This window comes from Streptomyces sp. NPDC002467, from assembly GCF_042889825.1.
In the GTDB taxonomy this organism is placed as follows: Bacteria; Actinomycetota; Actinomycetes; order Streptomycetales; family Streptomycetaceae; genus Streptomyces.
In genome coordinates this window covers 89,665-103,824 of the sequence record NZ_JBIARJ010000013.1, presented here as the reverse complement: position 1 = coordinate 103,824, position 14,160 = coordinate 89,665, and the positions used below count along the sequence as shown (strand labels likewise).

16 protein-coding genes are annotated in these 14,160 nt (G+C 73.1%); 9 read left to right on the top strand and 7 right to left on the bottom strand.

Translation table 11 applies throughout. The features are described 5' to 3' along the window. Position 1 precedes the first annotated feature (1 nt). A complete protein-coding gene (locus ACFYYJ_RS25725; RefSeq protein ID WP_389135769.1) occupies positions 2-670 on the bottom strand; it encodes a GDSL-type esterase/lipase family protein in 669 nt (222 codons plus the stop codon). A gap of 76 nt (positions 671-746) precedes the next feature. Here ACFYYJ_RS25725 and ACFYYJ_RS25720 point away from each other — a divergent pair, with 76 nt between their 5' ends. Next, entirely contained in the window at positions 747-1,754 is a 1,008-nt protein-coding gene (locus tag ACFYYJ_RS25720) for a WD40 repeat domain-containing protein (RefSeq protein ID WP_389135766.1), read from the top strand. Between the two features lie 301 nt (positions 1,755-2,055). Here the strand turns inward: ACFYYJ_RS25720 and ACFYYJ_RS25715 are convergent, their stop codons facing one another. The 3 genes from ACFYYJ_RS25715 to ACFYYJ_RS25705 all read right to left on the bottom strand — a co-directional run bounded on the left by ACFYYJ_RS25715 (position 2,056) and on the right by ACFYYJ_RS25705 (position 4,851). Further along, positions 2,056-3,528, bottom strand: a complete 1,473-nt coding sequence (locus ACFYYJ_RS25715; protein WP_389135764.1) for a flotillin family protein — start codon at positions 3,526-3,528, stop codon at positions 2,056-2,058. A 126-nt stretch (positions 3,529-3,654) separates the two neighbouring features. Then, entirely contained in the window at positions 3,655-3,885 is a 231-nt protein-coding gene (locus ACFYYJ_RS25710) for a hypothetical protein (RefSeq protein WP_384582117.1), read from the bottom strand. Between the two features lie 42 nt (positions 3,886-3,927). Continuing rightward, a complete protein-coding gene (locus tag ACFYYJ_RS25705) occupies positions 3,928-4,851 on the bottom strand; it encodes a DUF3027 domain-containing protein (protein ID WP_385366735.1) in 924 nt (307 codons plus the stop codon). A 349-nt stretch (positions 4,852-5,200) separates the two neighbouring features. On the opposite strand from ACFYYJ_RS25705, the gene ACFYYJ_RS25700 reads away from it, so the two are divergent. From ACFYYJ_RS25700 to ACFYYJ_RS25685, 4 genes are all read left to right on the top strand, one after another. Then, positions 5,201-6,583: an MFS transporter gene (locus tag ACFYYJ_RS25700; RefSeq protein ID WP_385366736.1), complete on the top strand. Its 1,383-nt coding sequence runs from the start codon at positions 5,201-5,203 to the stop codon at positions 6,581-6,583. 430 nt (positions 6,584-7,013) lie between these two features. After that, a complete protein-coding gene (locus ACFYYJ_RS25695) occupies positions 7,014-7,502 on the top strand; it encodes a DUF2771 domain-containing protein (RefSeq protein WP_385132111.1) in 489 nt (162 codons plus the stop codon). A gap of 14 nt (positions 7,503-7,516) precedes the next feature. Further along, the gene (locus ACFYYJ_RS25690) at positions 7,517-8,290 is read left to right on the top strand and encodes a futalosine hydrolase (protein WP_385132110.1); all 774 of its coding nucleotides are present in this window, start codon (positions 7,517-7,519) and stop codon (positions 8,288-8,290) included. Beyond that, positions 8,277-9,128 (top strand): 1,4-dihydroxy-6-naphthoate synthase, encoded by an 852-nt coding sequence (locus tag ACFYYJ_RS25685; protein ID WP_389135994.1) that lies wholly within the window; start codon positions 8,277-8,279, stop codon positions 9,126-9,128. The genes ACFYYJ_RS25690 and ACFYYJ_RS25685 overlap by 14 nt, the downstream gene beginning before the upstream one ends. Positions 9,129-9,210: 82 nt before the next feature. On the opposite strand, the gene ACFYYJ_RS25680 is transcribed toward ACFYYJ_RS25685, so the two are convergent. After that, positions 9,211-9,594 carry a cold-shock protein gene (locus ACFYYJ_RS25680; RefSeq protein WP_385132124.1) on the bottom strand — a complete coding sequence of 128 codons (384 nt, stop codon included), beginning with the start codon at positions 9,592-9,594 and terminating at the stop codon, positions 9,211-9,213. Between the two features lie 217 nt (positions 9,595-9,811). Here ACFYYJ_RS25680 and ACFYYJ_RS25675 point away from each other — a divergent pair, with 217 nt between their 5' ends. Beyond that, positions 9,812-10,066 (top strand): hypothetical protein, encoded by a 255-nt coding sequence (locus tag ACFYYJ_RS25675; RefSeq protein WP_385364434.1) that lies wholly within the window; start codon positions 9,812-9,814, stop codon positions 10,064-10,066. Positions 10,067-10,089: 23 nt separating this feature from the next. Here ACFYYJ_RS25675 and ACFYYJ_RS25670 read toward each other — a convergent pair whose 3' ends face one another. Further along, complete coding sequence (locus ACFYYJ_RS25670) at positions 10,090-10,710, bottom strand: HAD family hydrolase (RefSeq protein WP_384735339.1); 621 nt, start codon at positions 10,708-10,710, stop codon at positions 10,090-10,092. Between the two features lie 160 nt (positions 10,711-10,870). Between ACFYYJ_RS25670 and ACFYYJ_RS25665 the strand changes: the two genes are divergently transcribed. The 3 genes from ACFYYJ_RS25665 to ACFYYJ_RS25655 all read left to right on the top strand — a co-directional run bounded on the left by ACFYYJ_RS25665 (position 10,871) and on the right by ACFYYJ_RS25655 (position 12,869). Further along, the gene (locus ACFYYJ_RS25665) at positions 10,871-11,371 is read left to right on the top strand and encodes a SigE family RNA polymerase sigma factor (RefSeq protein WP_389135757.1); all 501 of its coding nucleotides are present in this window, start codon (positions 10,871-10,873) and stop codon (positions 11,369-11,371) included. Positions 11,372-11,380: 9 nt separating this feature from the next. Then, the gene (locus ACFYYJ_RS25660) at positions 11,381-12,229 is read left to right on the top strand and encodes a hypothetical protein (RefSeq protein WP_389135754.1); all 849 of its coding nucleotides are present in this window, start codon (positions 11,381-11,383) and stop codon (positions 12,227-12,229) included. A gap of 97 nt (positions 12,230-12,326) precedes the next feature. After that, positions 12,327-12,869: a GNAT family N-acetyltransferase gene (locus ACFYYJ_RS25655; RefSeq protein ID WP_385132099.1), complete on the top strand. Its 543-nt coding sequence runs from the start codon at positions 12,327-12,329 to the stop codon at positions 12,867-12,869. A 136-nt stretch (positions 12,870-13,005) separates the two neighbouring features. Here ACFYYJ_RS25655 and ACFYYJ_RS25650 read toward each other — a convergent pair whose 3' ends face one another. After that, the gene (locus ACFYYJ_RS25650; protein WP_389135750.1) at positions 13,006-14,049 is read right to left on the bottom strand and encodes a hypothetical protein; all 1,044 of its coding nucleotides are present in this window, start codon (positions 14,047-14,049) and stop codon (positions 13,006-13,008) included. Positions 14,050-14,160: the final 111 nt, after the last annotated feature.

Here is a 14,160-nt window from a genome sequence, read left to right as displayed (position 1 = left end):
CTCAGGCCCGGGGACGGTACGGACCGCCGATGCCCCAGGCCTGGTGCAGCACCGCCGCGAACTCCCCCGCCAGGCGGTGCTCTCCGGAGGCGTTGGGGTGCGTGCCGTCGTAGGTGTCGACGTGGATGTCGTACGAGGCCGGACGCGCGGCCAGCAGGACCGGCGAGGCGTCGGTCGTCAGGTCGGCGACCGCCTTCGCCAGGAGCTCGTTGAAGCGGTCGACCTCGGCCGCGAAGGGCGCGTCCTCCTCGGCCCGGACGTTCGGTATCACCGGGAGGAGCACCATCCGTACGCCCGGGTGGGCGGCGCGGGCCTCGGCGATGAAACGGCGGGCGTTGGCGGCGGTCTCGTCGGACTTCGTGTAGAAGCCGAGGTCGATCAGGCCGAGGGAGACGAGCAGCACGTCCGCCCCGCAGTCCCGGACGGCCGGCCCGATGAGCGGCGCCATGTGCTGCCAGCCCTCGCCCCAGCCGGCGAGGTGCCGGCGGGCTTGCTCGGGGAAGCCCGGGTCGGCGTACGCGGTGGATCCCTCGTACAACTCGTGGCGCGGGCCGACGATCTCGTACGGGCCGCCGAAGGTGGCGTCGAGGTGCTGCCACATCCGGTGGCGCCAGGTGTAATCGCCGGCGCGTCCGATGGTCATGGAGTCGCCGACGAACATGAAACGCATCCGGTCATCATCGCGGATCGCCCGCTGTGAGCAGCTGTGATGCCGGACACGCGGTGCGGGCCGGCAGGCTGGGAGGATGCGCATGCTGCCGTTGTCATCCGCCGCCGTGGCGGCCGTCGCCACCGCACTCGCCGTGCTGCCTTCGGCGGCCGTCGCCTCGGGGGCGCCCGGGGCGTCCTCGTTCACCATCACCGACCCCCGGATCAAGGAGTCGAGCGGGCTCGCGGCCAGCCGGATCCACCCGGGCGTGTACTGGACGCACAACGACAGCGACGACGGCCCGTACGTCTACGCCGTGGACTCGGCGACCGGGAAGACGGTGGCCCGCGTCACCCTGACGGACATCGGGAAGCCGCGCGACGTCGAGGCCATCTCCCTCGGTCCGGACGGGCAGTTGTACCTGGGGGACATCGGCGACAACCTGAACGGCACCTGGGACCACGTGTGGATCTACCGCTTCGAGGAGCCGAAGGAACTGGCCGACGTCACCGTCAAGGCGACGCAGTTCACCGTGCGGTACGCGGACGGGCCGCGGAACGCGGAGGCGCTGATGGTGCATCCGGTGACGGGCCGGGTGTACATCGCGAGCAAGGACGAGAGCAAGGGCGGCCTGTACGAGGGCCCCGCGGAGCTGTCGACGGGCTCGTCGAACGTTTTCCGGCGGGTCGCGGACGTGCCGTGGGTGACGGACGGGGCGTTCTCCCCCGACGGGACGCGGCTGACCCTGCGCGGGTACTTCATGGCCCGTGCGTACCCGTGGAAGGACGGGCGGCCGGAGGGTGAGGGCGAGCGGGTCGACGCGCCGTGGCAGGGGCAGGCGGAGTCGGTGACGTACACGCCGGACGGGCGGACGCTGATGTTCGGATCGGAGGGCGTGAACAGCCGCGTGGTGGCGGTCCCGGTGCCGTCCGCGCCCTCCGCGCCCTCGTCCCCCTCGTCCTCCGCGGCCCCGGCCGCCCCGGGGGCACCCGCTGCCGCGGAGCCGCAGGGCAGCTTCGGGAAGGGCGCCGCCGTCCTGGCGGTGGCCTTCGCCCTGGTCTTCGCCGCCAAACGCCTCCTCCGCCGCCGCGGCCCGGCCGACTGACCCCTGCGGGCCGCCTCCTGGGGCGCAGCCCCAGACCCCGCGCCTCAAACGCCGGCGGGGCTGGAGGTGCGGCACCACTGTCGGGGGCTCCGCCCCCGAACCCCCGCGCCTCAAACGCCGGCGGGGCTGGAATTGCCCCGCGGGCAATCCAGCCGCGCCTGACGGACGGCAGGAGCCGGATCCGGCCTCGCCGGCGTTTGAGGCGCCGCCGGAGGCGAACCAGCCCCTCCGGCGTTTGAGGAGCGGGGCTGGGCGGAGCCCAGGATGCCGCGTGAGCGGCGTCTCGGGCTCCGCGGTGTGGTCACTCCTCGTGGATCGGGACTCGGCCGTTCAGGGACGGGGCCGCCGGGGCCGGGGCAGGGGCCCCGGGGTCGGTCGGGGGTTGGGACATCGAGGCCAGGAGCTGGCGGGCCACGCCCAGGCCCGCGCCGCCCATGGACAGAGCCTTCGCGAACATCTCCGACATCCCCTCCGCCCCGTTGAGGAGGACCATGTGCTCCACGTTGCCGAAGGCCCCCGCACCGGCCTCCACGATCGCCGGCCAGTTCTCCGCCAGCTGCTGCGCGACCACCGCCTCCTGGTTCTCCGCCAGCGCCGCGGCCCGCGCCTTGATCGCCTCCGCCTCGGCGAGACCCTTCGCCTTCGCGGAAGCGGCCTCGGCGAGACCCTTCGCCTGCGTCGCCGCCGCCTCCGCCTCACCCGTCGCCCGCGTCGCCGTCGCCGTCGCCAGACCACGGGCCTCCGTGGCCGCCGCGTCGGCCGTCGCCGCCGTCTTGACGCGGGTCGCCTCCGCGGCCGCCGCCAGCTCCGTCTCCCGCGCCTTCGCCTGGGCCGACGAGATCCGCGCGTCGCGCTCCGCCTCGGCCCGGGTCCGGATCTCGTACGCCTTCGCGTCGGCCGGCTTGCGCACGTCCGCCTGGAGCTGCTGCTCCCGCCGGTGCGCCTCCAGCTCCGCCACCTTGGTCTCCTGGACCACGACCTCCTGGCGCGCCGCCGCCTCCGACAGCGGGCCCGCCTGGCGGGCGGTGGCCGCCGCCTTGTCCCGTTCGGCCTGGTAGCCGGCCTGGAGGATCTCGCTGTCCCGGGTGGCCTCCGCCATCCGCGCGAACGCGGTCTGCTCGGCCTCCGTCGCCAGCCGGTTCGCCTCGGCCTGCGCGATCCGCGCGTCCCGCTGCACGGCGGCCGCGTGCGGCATCGCCAGGTTCTTGATGTAGCCGGTCGGGTCCTCGATCTCGTGGATCTGGAGCGAGTCCACGATGAGGCCCAGCTTCTCCATCTCCGTGCCGCAGGCCGCCCGGGTCTGCCCGGTCAGCTTCTCCCGGTCGCGGATCATGTCCTCGACCGTCAGGCCGCCCACGATGGACCGCAGATGACCGGCGAAGACGATGTGCACCCGCTCCGGCATCATCTTCTGCTGGTCGAGGAAGCGGCGCGCCGCGTTGGCGATGGACACCAGGTCGTCGCCGATCTTGAAGATGACCACGCCCTTGACCCGCAGCGGGATGCCCTGGTGCGTGACGCAGTCGACGACCAGCTGCGTCTCGTTGAGGTCCAGGGACAGTTTCCGCACGGCCTGCACGCCCGGGACGACGAGCGTTCCGCGTCCGGTGACGATCCGGAACCCCATGCCCTCGCCGAGTCCCTCGGTGCGGTGCGTGGAACCGGAGATGACGAGTGCCTCGTTCGGTTCGGCCACCCGCCACATGAGCTTGAACAGGCCGATCAGAGCCACGATTGCGGCGAGAACGATTCCCGCCACGACGCCGATAGCCATCGGCAACGCCCCCTTATTCCGGTGCCGTTCGGCACCGACGAGGGCGAGTCTGCGCCTGCCCGGGCCGGCCGGGAAGGCGTTGGCGGATTCTTATCGCCATCTTGATACATACAGCTCAGGCGCGGCTCAGACGTCGTAGACGGCCATCACGTAGACGGTGCGCGGCGGCTGGTACTCGACGATCGTCACCACCGTTCCGACGCCCAGCCGTTCCGGCCCGGCGCCCGGCACAGGGTGGGCGAGGAAGTGCTCCGCCCCGCCCCGGATCCGTACGATGACCTCGCCCACGAGGCCCGGCCCGACCGTCCCGGTCACCCGGCCGGTCATCCCCACCATGTCCATGTCGGCGTCCCCCATGCCGCGAGGGTACGCCGCCTGGCCGGCCGGCGGACGGAGACCTTACGAGTGACCCAGGTCCGCGGCCTGGAGGTCCGCCGGCGGCACCGAACCGGTGTCCGCGGCGGGGGCCGGGTGCAGCGGGAACTCGTCCGAGGCCATCGAGTCGAGCACCGGCGGCGCGGGCCGCGGCGGCGTCGGCATGACCGCGGCCTCCGAGTGGCCGCCGCAGCCGTAGGACAGGGAGACCAGGCGGCCGTCGGCCGGGGAGAACTCGTTCGCGCAGACGCCGAAGGCCTGGCCCAGCGAGCCGCCGATCGCGACCAGGAAACCGCACGAGACGCACGAGGCGGGAGCCGCCTGCGCCATCGGGGTCTTCGCGCCGAAGGAGTCGTCCCAGCGGTCGGCCGCGCTGTGCAGCCCGTACCGGGACAGGATCCGGGCCCGGCGCATGCCCAGCTCCTCGGCCACCGCGGTGATCGAACCGCGGGCCGGGACCACCGTGCGGTCGGTGACGTCGGCGTCCTCGGCCTCGACCAGTTCGGCCATCTCGGTGGAAACGACCGAGTTCGGCGGCGGGACGTCCTCGCCCGACCAGCCCGGCTCCAGCCGCAGGTCCTCGGCGTCGGTGGGCAGCAGGTCGCCCGGGCCCATGTCGCCGGGGCGCAGCCGCTCGCTCCACGGCACCCACTCCGGCGCGAGCAGCGCGTCGTCGCCGGGGAGCAGCACCGTTTCGTCGAGGGTGACGTTCTTCGCGCGGGAGGCGCGGGTCACGGTGACGGCCCAGCGCCAGCCGCGGTAGCCCGGTTCCTTGCACTCGAAGAAGTGAGTGACGACCCGGTCGCCCTCGGCGACGGCGGAGACGTGCTCGCCCACCACACCGGGGTACGCGGCCTCCTCGGCCGACGCGCGGGCGAGTTCTACCGCCTCGACGCACAGGCGGTCGGGGGTACGCGGGGTACGGCTTCGCGTCGTCGCAGCACTCACTTTTCTCGTTCTCTCCTACGCCGTCTCACGTGTGCGCCGTCCGTACTGTCGTCCACAACGACCCGTCGGTGCCGTCCGTACGTGGCGCGGGCGGAGCGGACCAGAGGGCCGCGTCGACGTCCGCACCCGATCGGACTCCGGGCGCACCTTTATGCGATCCATTCTGCGGGATCGCGAAGAGGCGCGCGGCCAGGAGCAACCGCCGGTGGCGCGCTACGCACGCTACCTCCTCCGACGCCTCCGGCCCACATGCAAGGTCCGATTCGCGGACATGGAACGGACCCGGAACGGCCCCGGAGACCGGCCGGGCCGCCAGGGCGACGCGCCGGGAAGGCTGCCGGAGGGCGGGTTGGGGCAGTATGGCCACGTGGCACCCGCACGGTCGTCCGGCGACGGCTCGGGACCGGCCAAACGGGCCGGCCGGGCCCTGGGGCGTGCCCTGCACACCCCGTTCACCGGTACGGCGCGCGGGATCCGGCGGGCCACGCACGCCCACGGGGCCGGTGAATCGGGCCTCGGAAAACTCATCGAGCTGCACGCCATCAACGGCGCCGGCGACATGCTCATCACCGTGGCGCTGGCCTCGACGGTGTTCTTCTCCGTCCCCACGGACGAGGCACGCGGCCGGGTGGCCCTGTACCTGGGCATCACGATGGCGCCCTTCACCGTGCTGGCCCCGGTGATCGGCCCGCTGCTGGACCGGCTGCCGCACGGCCGCCGGGCCTCCATGGCCGCCGCGATGCTGGCCCGCGCGCTGCTGGCGGTGACGATGTCGGGCGCGGTCGCCACGGGCGGCATCCAGCTGTACCCGGCCGCGCTCGGGGTCCTCGTCGCGTCCAAGTCGTACGGGGTCGTGCGCAGTGCGGTGGTCCCGCGCCTCCTCCCACCGAAGTTCTCACTCGTCAAGGCGAACTCCCGGGTCACGTTGGCCGGTCTGCTGGCCACGGGCGTGGCGGCGCCGGTGGGCGCCGGGCTCCAGGTGATCGGGCCGCAGTGGCCGCTGTACGGGGCCGCCGTCGTCTTCGTCTGGGGGACCTTCGCGGCGTTCACGCTGCCGCACAAGGTGGACGAGGCGAAGGGCGAGCGGCGGGCGCGGCTGTCCACGCACGAGCCGCACTCGAAGCGGCCGGGCCTGCGGACGGTGAGCCGGTCGGTGCTGTGCGGGCTCCTCGCCAACGCCTCGATGCGGGCACTGTCCGGCTTCCTGATCTTCTTCCTGGCGTTCCTGCTGCGCGAGCACCCCATGCCGGGGCAGAGCGCGGCGGTGTCCCTGGGCATCGTGGGCGTCTCGGCGGGCATCGGCAACGCGTGCGGGACGGCGGCGGGGGCGTGGCTGCGGGCGCGGGCGCCGGAGGCGATCATCGCGGCGGTGCTGTCCCTCACCCTCGTGGTGGCGATCCTGGCGGCGGTCTTCTTCAGCGGGCTGTTCATGGCCGTACTGGGCGCGACGGCGGGCTTCTGCCAGGCGCTGGCGAAGCTGTCCCTGGACGCGATGATCCAGCGGGACGTCCCGGAGGCCGTGCGCACCTCGGCTTTCGCCCGCTCGGAGACCCTCCTCCAGGTGGCGTGGGTACTCGGCGGCGCGATCGGCATCGTCCTGCCGCTGAACGGGGTCCTGGGCATGTCGGTCGCCGCCGCGATGGTCGCCCTCGGCACGACGATGGCCCTCCGCGGCCTCCTGACGTCCCCCCGCCACCCCCAACCGGGCACCCAACGTCCCCGAGTCGCGTAACCCCCTGGGGCTCCGCCCCCGCCCCCCCCTCGCTCCCTGCGCGGCACCGCCGTCGGGCTCCGCCCCACACCCCGCGCCTCAATCGCCGGCGGGGCTCATTTGCCTCCGGCGGCGCCTCAAACGCCGGCGGGGCTGGATGTGTCCGCTGCCGTCCGCCAGGTGCGGCTGGATTGCCCGGAGGGCGATTTCACCCCTCCGGGCAATCCAGCCCCGCCGGGGAAACCCAGCCCCGCCGGCGTTTGAGGCGCGGGGTCTGGGGCGGAGCCCCAGGGTGCCGCGCAGCGGCATCTCCAGCCCCGCCGGCGATCGAGGCGCGGGGGTGCGGGGGCGGAGCACCCGACAGTGGCGCCGCACCGAGGGCAGGCCGCGCCACACCGCAGGCCGGACCCCGTGCAGCGGCGCAGCCGACCGGCCCGATAGCCTTCGGCTCATGACCGCACCGCTTTTCTCGGGTAGGGCCCGCCGCAGCGTCGCGGCCCTCGGAGCCGTGTCCGCCGGCCTCCTCCTCCTCTCCGCCTGCGACAAGCCGACACCGCTGGCGACCGTGACGGTCGGCACCTCGTCGGTGTCCGCCGAAGCCGCCTGCCACTCCGACGGCGAGCCGCTGTCCATGGACAAGGTCCAGGAGTGCCTCACCGGCCTCAAGGACGCCAAGACCATCGAGTACGGCCGCGGCGACACCCTGCGCCTGGGTGTCGAGCCCGAGGTCGTCGCGGACGGCAAGAAGTGGTCGGCGATCCTGGACGGCCAGCCGATCACCGAACCCTCGTCGAACACCTACCGCAGCTTCCCCGGCGCCGACGTCTTCGCGACCGGCGGCCAGGGCGAGGCCCCGTCCTCGAAGAAGCTCGCCTTCCTCCAGACCGGTGAGGACGGCAAGCCGCTCGCCGTCTGGACCTTCAACCTCAAGCTCAAGTAACCGGACGGCCACCGGTGCGCGCGCTCGTGGTGACCGCGGTGGCGGCGGAGGCAGACTCCGCCATCACCGGTCTGACCCCTCATCCGGACACCCCCGGCCCTGAGCCGCGCACCCTCCCGGGTGGCTACCGCACGACCCGGCGGGACCTCCCCGGCATCGCCCTCGACGTGCTCGTCGGGGGTGTCGGGCCGGCCGCGGCGGCCGCAGGCACCGCCACCGCCCTGGCCCTCGCCGACTACGACCTCGTGGTCAGCGCGGGCATCGGCGGCGGGTTCGCGCCCGCCGCCCCCGTCGGCTCCCTCGTGGTCGCCGACGCGATCGTCGCCGCCGACCTGGGGGCCGAGACCCCCGACGGCTTCCTCGACGTCACCGCCCTCGGCTTCGGGCACAGCGTGCACCTGCCTCCCGCAGAGCTCGCCGCCCGTGCCGCCGAGGCCACCGGCGCGCTGCTCGCGCCCGTACTGACCGTCTCCACCGTCACCGGCACCGCCGCCCGGGCCGCCGCGCTCGCGGCCCGGCACCCGATGGCCGGGGCCGAGGCCATGGAGGGCTTCGGGGTAGCGGAGGCGGCCGCCGCGCACGGACTGCCCGTACTGGAGATCCGTGCCGTGTCCAACGCCGTGGGACCGCGCGACCGCGCCGCCTGGCGGATCGGGGACGCGCTCGGCGCGCTCGCCGGCGGCTTCCGCGCACTGGGCCCCGTACTCGCGAACTGGGGAGAACGCCATGAGCAACGCAGCGACCGACGCGGCGAGCGAAGCAGCGAGCGACGCCATGAGCGGCACTGAGCCGCTCGGGATCGCCTACTCGCCCTGCCCCAACGACACCTTCGTCTTCGACGCCTGGGCGCACGGCCGGGTCCCCGGGGCGCCCGCCCTCGACGTCACCTTCGCCGACATCGACATCACCAACGGGATGGCCGAGCGCGGCGAGCTCGACGTGCTGAAGGTCTCGTACGCCGTCCTGCCGTGGGTGCTGGAGGAGTACGCGCTGCTCCCCTGCGGCGGCGCCCTGGGCCGCGGCTGCGGTCCCCTGGTCCTGACCCGGGAGCCGGACCTCGACCTCACGGGCAGGACCGTCGCCGTGCCCAGCGAACGCTCCACCGCCTACCTGCTGTTCCGGCTGTGGGCGGCGGACGTGCTGCCCGACGGGGTCGGCAAGGTCGTCGTGCTGCCGTTCAACGAGATCATGCCGGCGGTCCGCGACGGCCGGGTGGACGCCGGACTGGTCATCCACGAGGCCCGGTTCACCTATCAGGACTACGGGCTGCACTGCCTGGCCGACATGGGCGAGCACTGGGAGTCCACGACCGGCCTGCCGATCCCGCTCGGCGCGATCATCGCCAAGCGCTCGCTGGGCACGCAGACCCTGCGGTCACTCGCCGAGTCGGCCCGTACGTCGGTCCTGATGGCCTGGGACGACCCGGAGGCCTCCCGCCCGTACGTCCGCGCCCACGCGCAGGAACTGGACCCGGCCGTCGCCGACCAGCACATCGGGCTGTACGTCAACGAGTTCACGGCCGGGCTCGGCGAGGACGGGTACGCCGCCGTGCGCGGCCTGCTGACCCGGGCCGCCGCCGAGGGCCTGGTGCCGGCCATCGCGCCGGGCGCGCTCGACTTCCCGTGAGCGGCCGGTCCCCGAGAACGTCTGCGCCCCGCCGCTCTTTCGAGTGGCGGGGCGCGGAAGTCCGTACCTGCGGGACCGGTCGTCAGACGTCGAGTTGGTCGGCGACCGCGCGCAGCAGGCCGGCGATCTTCGTGCCGTGCGTGCGGTCGGGGTAGCGGCCCCGCTCCAGCATCGGCGTGATGTTCTCCAGCAGCGTCGTGAGGTCCTGCACGATCGAGGCGAGCTCGTCGGGCTTGCGCCGCTGCGCGGCCGCGACGGACGGGGCCGGGTCGAGCACGGTCACCGAAAGGGCCTGGTCACCGCGCTGGCCGGCGACGACGCCGAACTCGACGCGCTGGCCGGGCTTGAGGGCTTCGACCCCGGCGGGGAGCACCGACGAGTGGACGAAGACGTCGCCGCCGTCGTCGCGGGAGAGGAAGCCGAAGCCCTTCTCACTGTTGAACCACTTGACCTTGCCGGTGGGCAAAGCACGCACCCCGTCTCACATACCCGGAACCGAACCAACATGTCTCAGCAGGTCAGGGTATCCATGTACCTGGGCCGTTACTGCCTGCTCTCGCTGTGAAGAGTCTCCCCTGAGTTGCGGCCCGTCAAGCATGGCCGAACACCCCCTGCCCGGATCTCGACCCTTGCGGGAAACACCGGGAAGGGACCCGCCACGACCCGGGAACTACCCTGGTGCGGTGACTGACTCCTCTTCCCCCGACGAAGCGCGGCCCGGCGACGCACTGGTGAAGGCCGGCGGCATCGTGTTCATCGCGGGCGCCGTCGCCACGCTGGTGACGATGGCCCCGCTCTTCCTCGACATCGACCCGTTCCCGTCGTACGCGTGGGCCGTCTGCATGCTCATGGGCGTCGGCTTCGCCATCTCGGCGGCGGGCGTGCTGCGCTCGGCCGCGGCCCAGCGCAAGGCCGCCCGGGCCTCACAGGCGGCCTGAGGCACCCGCAACCACCCGCCGCCTCAGACGGGCTGCGCCGCCGCCACGTACTGCGCCAGCCACTGCGGCAGCGCGGTCAGGTCCGGCAGGACCACGTCGGCACCAGCCGCGCGCAGCTCCGGTTCCGGGCACGGGCCGGTCGGTACCGCCACCGACAGCGCGCCGGCCGTACGGGCCCCGCGTACGTCGCCCACGTGGTCGCCGACGTACACCTGCGCCCCGTACTCGCGCAGCGCACCCGCCTTGGCCTCCGCCCACAGCCACCCGATCACGGCGTCGGGCTCGATGCCGAGGTGCGCCAGGTGCAGGCGGGCGTTGGGCTCGTGCTTCGCGGTGACCACGATCGCGCGACCGCCGAGGGCCCGGACTGCCTCCACGGCCTCGCGGGCGCCCGGCATCGCCGGGGTCGGCTCGATGGCGTACGTGGGGTAGATCTCACGGTAGCGGTCCGCCATGGCCGGGATCTCGGCCTCCGGGAACCAGTGCGCGAGCTCCTCGTCGAGCGGCGGCCCGAGCCGCGTGACGGCCTCGTCGGCATCGATGAACGTACCCGTCTCGGCCGAAAGCGCCTGGTAGGCGGCCTTGATGCCGGGGCGCGAGTCGATGAGGGTCATGTCGAGGTCGAAGCCGACTGTGAGGTTCATGCCGTCCATTGTGCCGAGGCGGGCGGACGGCAGACCGACGGCGGACCTACGCGGGGGAAACGCCGGCCCTCCCCGGATCTCCCCGAAATTCGTTCTCAACCTTTCCCGGGCGCCGGCACTCAGGACAGGGATGAGAGACACGATGTGAAGGGGAGGGCGGATGCCACCAGGCACCGAGCACGACTTCGAGGCCTTTGCCCGGGCCGGTCAGCGCAAGCTGTACCGCACCGCGTACCTGCTGTGCGGGAACGCGGACGGCGCGCGCGACCTGACCCAGACGACGCTCGCGAAACTGTTCCAGCACTGGCGCAAGGTGTCCGCCGCCGACAGTCCCGACGCCTACGCCAGGACCGTGCTCACCCGCACCTTCCTCGCCGAGCGACGCCGCCGCCTGCGCGACCTCCTGGCGCACCGGCACGCGGACGTCCCTCCGCTGCCCGAACACGCCGACCTGCGCGTCACCCTGCTCGCGGCCCTGGAGCAACTCCCGCCGCGGGCCCGGGCCATGGTCGTCCTGCGCTACTGGGAGGACCTCAGCGTCGGCACGGTCGCCGAGCTGCTGCGGTGCAGCGAGGGAACGGTCAAGAGCCAGTGCTCGCGCGCCCTGGCCAGGCTGCGGACGCAGCTCGGGGACGCCCACATCTACGCCACAGGTAACTGAGGAGACGCCATGAGCACCCACGAAGAGCTCCACGAACTCCCCGACGACGCCGGGACCGTCCTGCTGATCCGCGACACGATGACCCGCACGACCGCCGACCTGCCCCCGCTGCCCGACCTGGTGGGCCCGGCCCGCGCCCAGGGCCGACGCCGCAAGGCGCGCGTCCGCTTCGCCGTCGGCGGCGGCGCCCTGGCCGTCGCCGCGCTCGGCGTGGCCGTCGCCGCCGCACTGCCGACCGACACCGGCGGCCCGCAGTCGGGCGCGGTGATCAACGTGGCCGCGCCGCCGTCGAGCACCGCACCGCAGCCGCCGGTGCACATCGACCCGACTCCGGGCGAATCATCGATGGCCGACCTGCCGCCGGCCGAACGGGCGAAGCAGGAGAACTTCCAGAACCAGGCCGTCCCCGTGCTCCAGAGCCTGCTGCCGCAGTCGGTCGGCACCGTGCAGCGGACCGACCTCAACGTGCGCATGTACCAGGCCAAGAAGGACGGCAAGACCTTCACCGTCATCTTCTCGGTGCGCCCGGCGGGGTCGGAGCCCGCCTCCAAGCAGTGCCTGCAGGTGAAGGGCATGGTCTGCAAGAACGCCCCCCTGCCCGTGCCCGGTGGCATCGTCGCCACGGCGATCACCATGCCGATGGACAACGGCGACGTCACCGGAACCGAGCTCTCGTTCCGCTACGGGAGCAGCGACGTCAGGCTGTCCGTGAACCCCGACACCAAGTCCAACGCCTCGGCGCCGGTCACCAACGACCAGCTCTTGGAGATCGCCAAGAACCAGACCTTCCTGGACCTGGTCAAGGTCGCCGACAGGGACCCGGTGGAGAAGGAACAGAAGATCGTCGCCGGGGGCTGAGGGACACGGGTCGCCCGTCGGCCCGGACCCCCGCACACGTCGGGGCAGACCGCTTATTGGTTTGCCCACGCCCGGCTCGGCCGGGTAGGAACATCGCATGCTTCGAGGCGGCAAGGTCGGGCTCAGGGCCCGGCACGAGGAAGACATCCCGATCCTGCGGACCGAGCTCTACGACGACGTGGTCAACGGCTCACGCGCCGAGAGCGGCCCGTGGCGGCCGATCACTCCCGGCTCGAAGGACCCACGGCTCTTCCCGGACGACAAGGAGCAGGGGCACGTCCCGTTCTCCGTCGTGGAACTCGAAGGCGGCACGCTGGTCGGCTCCGCGACGCTGTGGGGGATCGACAACCACAACCGGTCCGCCCACATCGGGCTCGGTCTGCTGCCGTCCGCCCGTGGCAAGGGCTACGGCACCGACGTGGTCGCCGTGCTGTGCCACTACGGATTCGTCGTACGCGGCCTCCAGCGACTGCAGATCGAGACCCTCGCGGACAACCACGCGATGCTGCGCTCCGCCGAGCGCAACGGCTTCGTCCGCGAGGGCGTCCTCCGCTCCTCGGCGTGGGTCCTCGGCGAGTTCCTGGACGAGGTCCTGCTCGGACTGCTCGTCCAGGAATGGAAGCAGCCCGAAAAGAGCTGACAGCCCCCGTCGTCGAGGAGCGCGTAGGGATCCGACGCGCCCTTCCCCCCGCCGGGGCTCTTGTGGTCGACATCTGCAGGGTGATGACCGCTGGGTCGGAGCCGGGTCGAACATCTCCGCCCGGCCCGCCCGACCCCTATCGCCTCCGTGCCCGCCACACCAGGTACGCCGCCGAGGCGATGCCCGCGCCCCTCAGGAGCCAGGGCCACATGCCCTGCAGAGCCGTGCTCAGCTGGTCCTCCGGCAGGGCCTCGCCCCAGCGGCCGTTCATGCGGCCCCACACCCACACCACCGCTCCCGTCAGCACCACGCCCGGCGGGCCGAAGACGGTCCACTTCCGTTCGGCGGGGCCCAGGGCCCTCGACGCGTACGGCAGGAGCCAGCCGACGACCAGCAGCAGCCAGTAGCCGCTGATCACCCCCGCGAGCAGCACGGCCGCGGCCAGCAGGAGGAAGGCGTTCGGGCGCGGCCGGGCGGCCGGGGTCTCCTCCGCGGCCGGCTCCGCCGCCGCGGCCTCGCGCTTGGCGCGCCGTTTGTCGCGCAGGAACCGTACGAGGGTCTGCCCGCGCCCTTCCCCCGCCCCGCCCGCCCCGCCCGCCTGGGTCTTCGGGCCGGCGGAGGCGTCGGCAGCGGCCTCGTCCTCCTCCTGCCCCTCCTTGAAGAGGTCCGGGATCTCGATGCCGCCCGCGAACCCCTCGACCTGCGGCCCCCGCCCGTACGCACTCGGCGCCACCCGCCACCAGTCGGGCTCGGCTCCGTCGGACGGGCCGAGCTCGTCGAGGCCCGCCAGGTGCGGCGGCACGTTCTGCGGCTCGGCCACGGGCCGCTGCGGCGGCGCGCCCTTGCGGCGCAGCAGGCCGGGGCCCCGCTGGACCGGTACCGCCGGGGCAGCGACGGGGGCGACGGAAGAAGCAGGAGCAGAGACAGAACCGGAACCGGAACTCGACCCCGTCCCCGTCCCCAACCTGTCCAAGACCTCCTCCGGGGTCCCGAGCCGTTCCAGGATGCGGCGCACAGCGGCCGGGGTGTCCGGGTCGTACTTGGCGCGCCGGTTGTCGATCTCGTCCCGCAGCCCCGCCACGAGCCTCATCCGGTCGCCGGAGGAAAGCTGTCGGCGCTGCGCCAAGTCCCCGACGCGGCTCAGATATTCGTAGACCAGATGGTCGCTTTCGATCCCCATGCCCCGGCTCCTCCCAATCCCGCTGCCCGAAAGGTAGCGCGTGCGCCCGTGGAGCGGCCGTGGGCGCAACGGATACCGTTGGCCGGATGGGGGCGAGCCGGCCGACGCACT

Coding starts and splice junctions, on each gene's coding strand:
- ACFYYJ_RS25670 (WP_384735339.1), bottom strand. CDS start 10,710: ATGAACCTCACAGTCGGCTTCGACCTCGACATGACCCTCATCGACTCG.
- ACFYYJ_RS25655 (WP_385132099.1), top strand. CDS start 12,327: ATGCTTCGAGGCGGCAAGGTCGGGCTCAGGGCCCGGCACGAGGAAGAC.
- ACFYYJ_RS25695 (WP_385132111.1), top strand. CDS start 7,014: ATGACCGCACCGCTTTTCTCGGGTAGGGCCCGCCGCAGCGTCGCGGCC.
- ACFYYJ_RS25660 (WP_389135754.1), top strand. CDS start 11,381: ATGAGCACCCACGAAGAGCTCCACGAACTCCCCGACGACGCCGGGACC.
- ACFYYJ_RS25650 (WP_389135750.1), bottom strand. CDS start 14,049: ATGGGGATCGAAAGCGACCATCTGGTCTACGAATATCTGAGCCGCGTC.
- ACFYYJ_RS25725 (WP_389135769.1), bottom strand. CDS start 670: ATGCGTTTCATGTTCGTCGGCGACTCCATGACCATCGGACGCGCCGGC.
- ACFYYJ_RS25710 (WP_384582117.1), bottom strand. CDS start 3,885: ATGGGGGACGCCGACATGGACATGGTGGGGATGACCGGCCGGGTGACC.
- ACFYYJ_RS25720 (WP_389135766.1), top strand. CDS start 747: ATGCGCATGCTGCCGTTGTCATCCGCCGCCGTGGCGGCCGTCGCCACC.
- ACFYYJ_RS25715 (WP_389135764.1), bottom strand. CDS start 3,528: ATGGCTATCGGCGTCGTGGCGGGAATCGTTCTCGCCGCAATCGTGGCT.
- ACFYYJ_RS25685 (WP_389135994.1), top strand. CDS start 8,277: ATGAGCGGCACTGAGCCGCTCGGGATCGCCTACTCGCCCTGCCCCAAC.
- ACFYYJ_RS25665 (WP_389135757.1), top strand. CDS start 10,871: ATGCCACCAGGCACCGAGCACGACTTCGAGGCCTTTGCCCGGGCCGGT.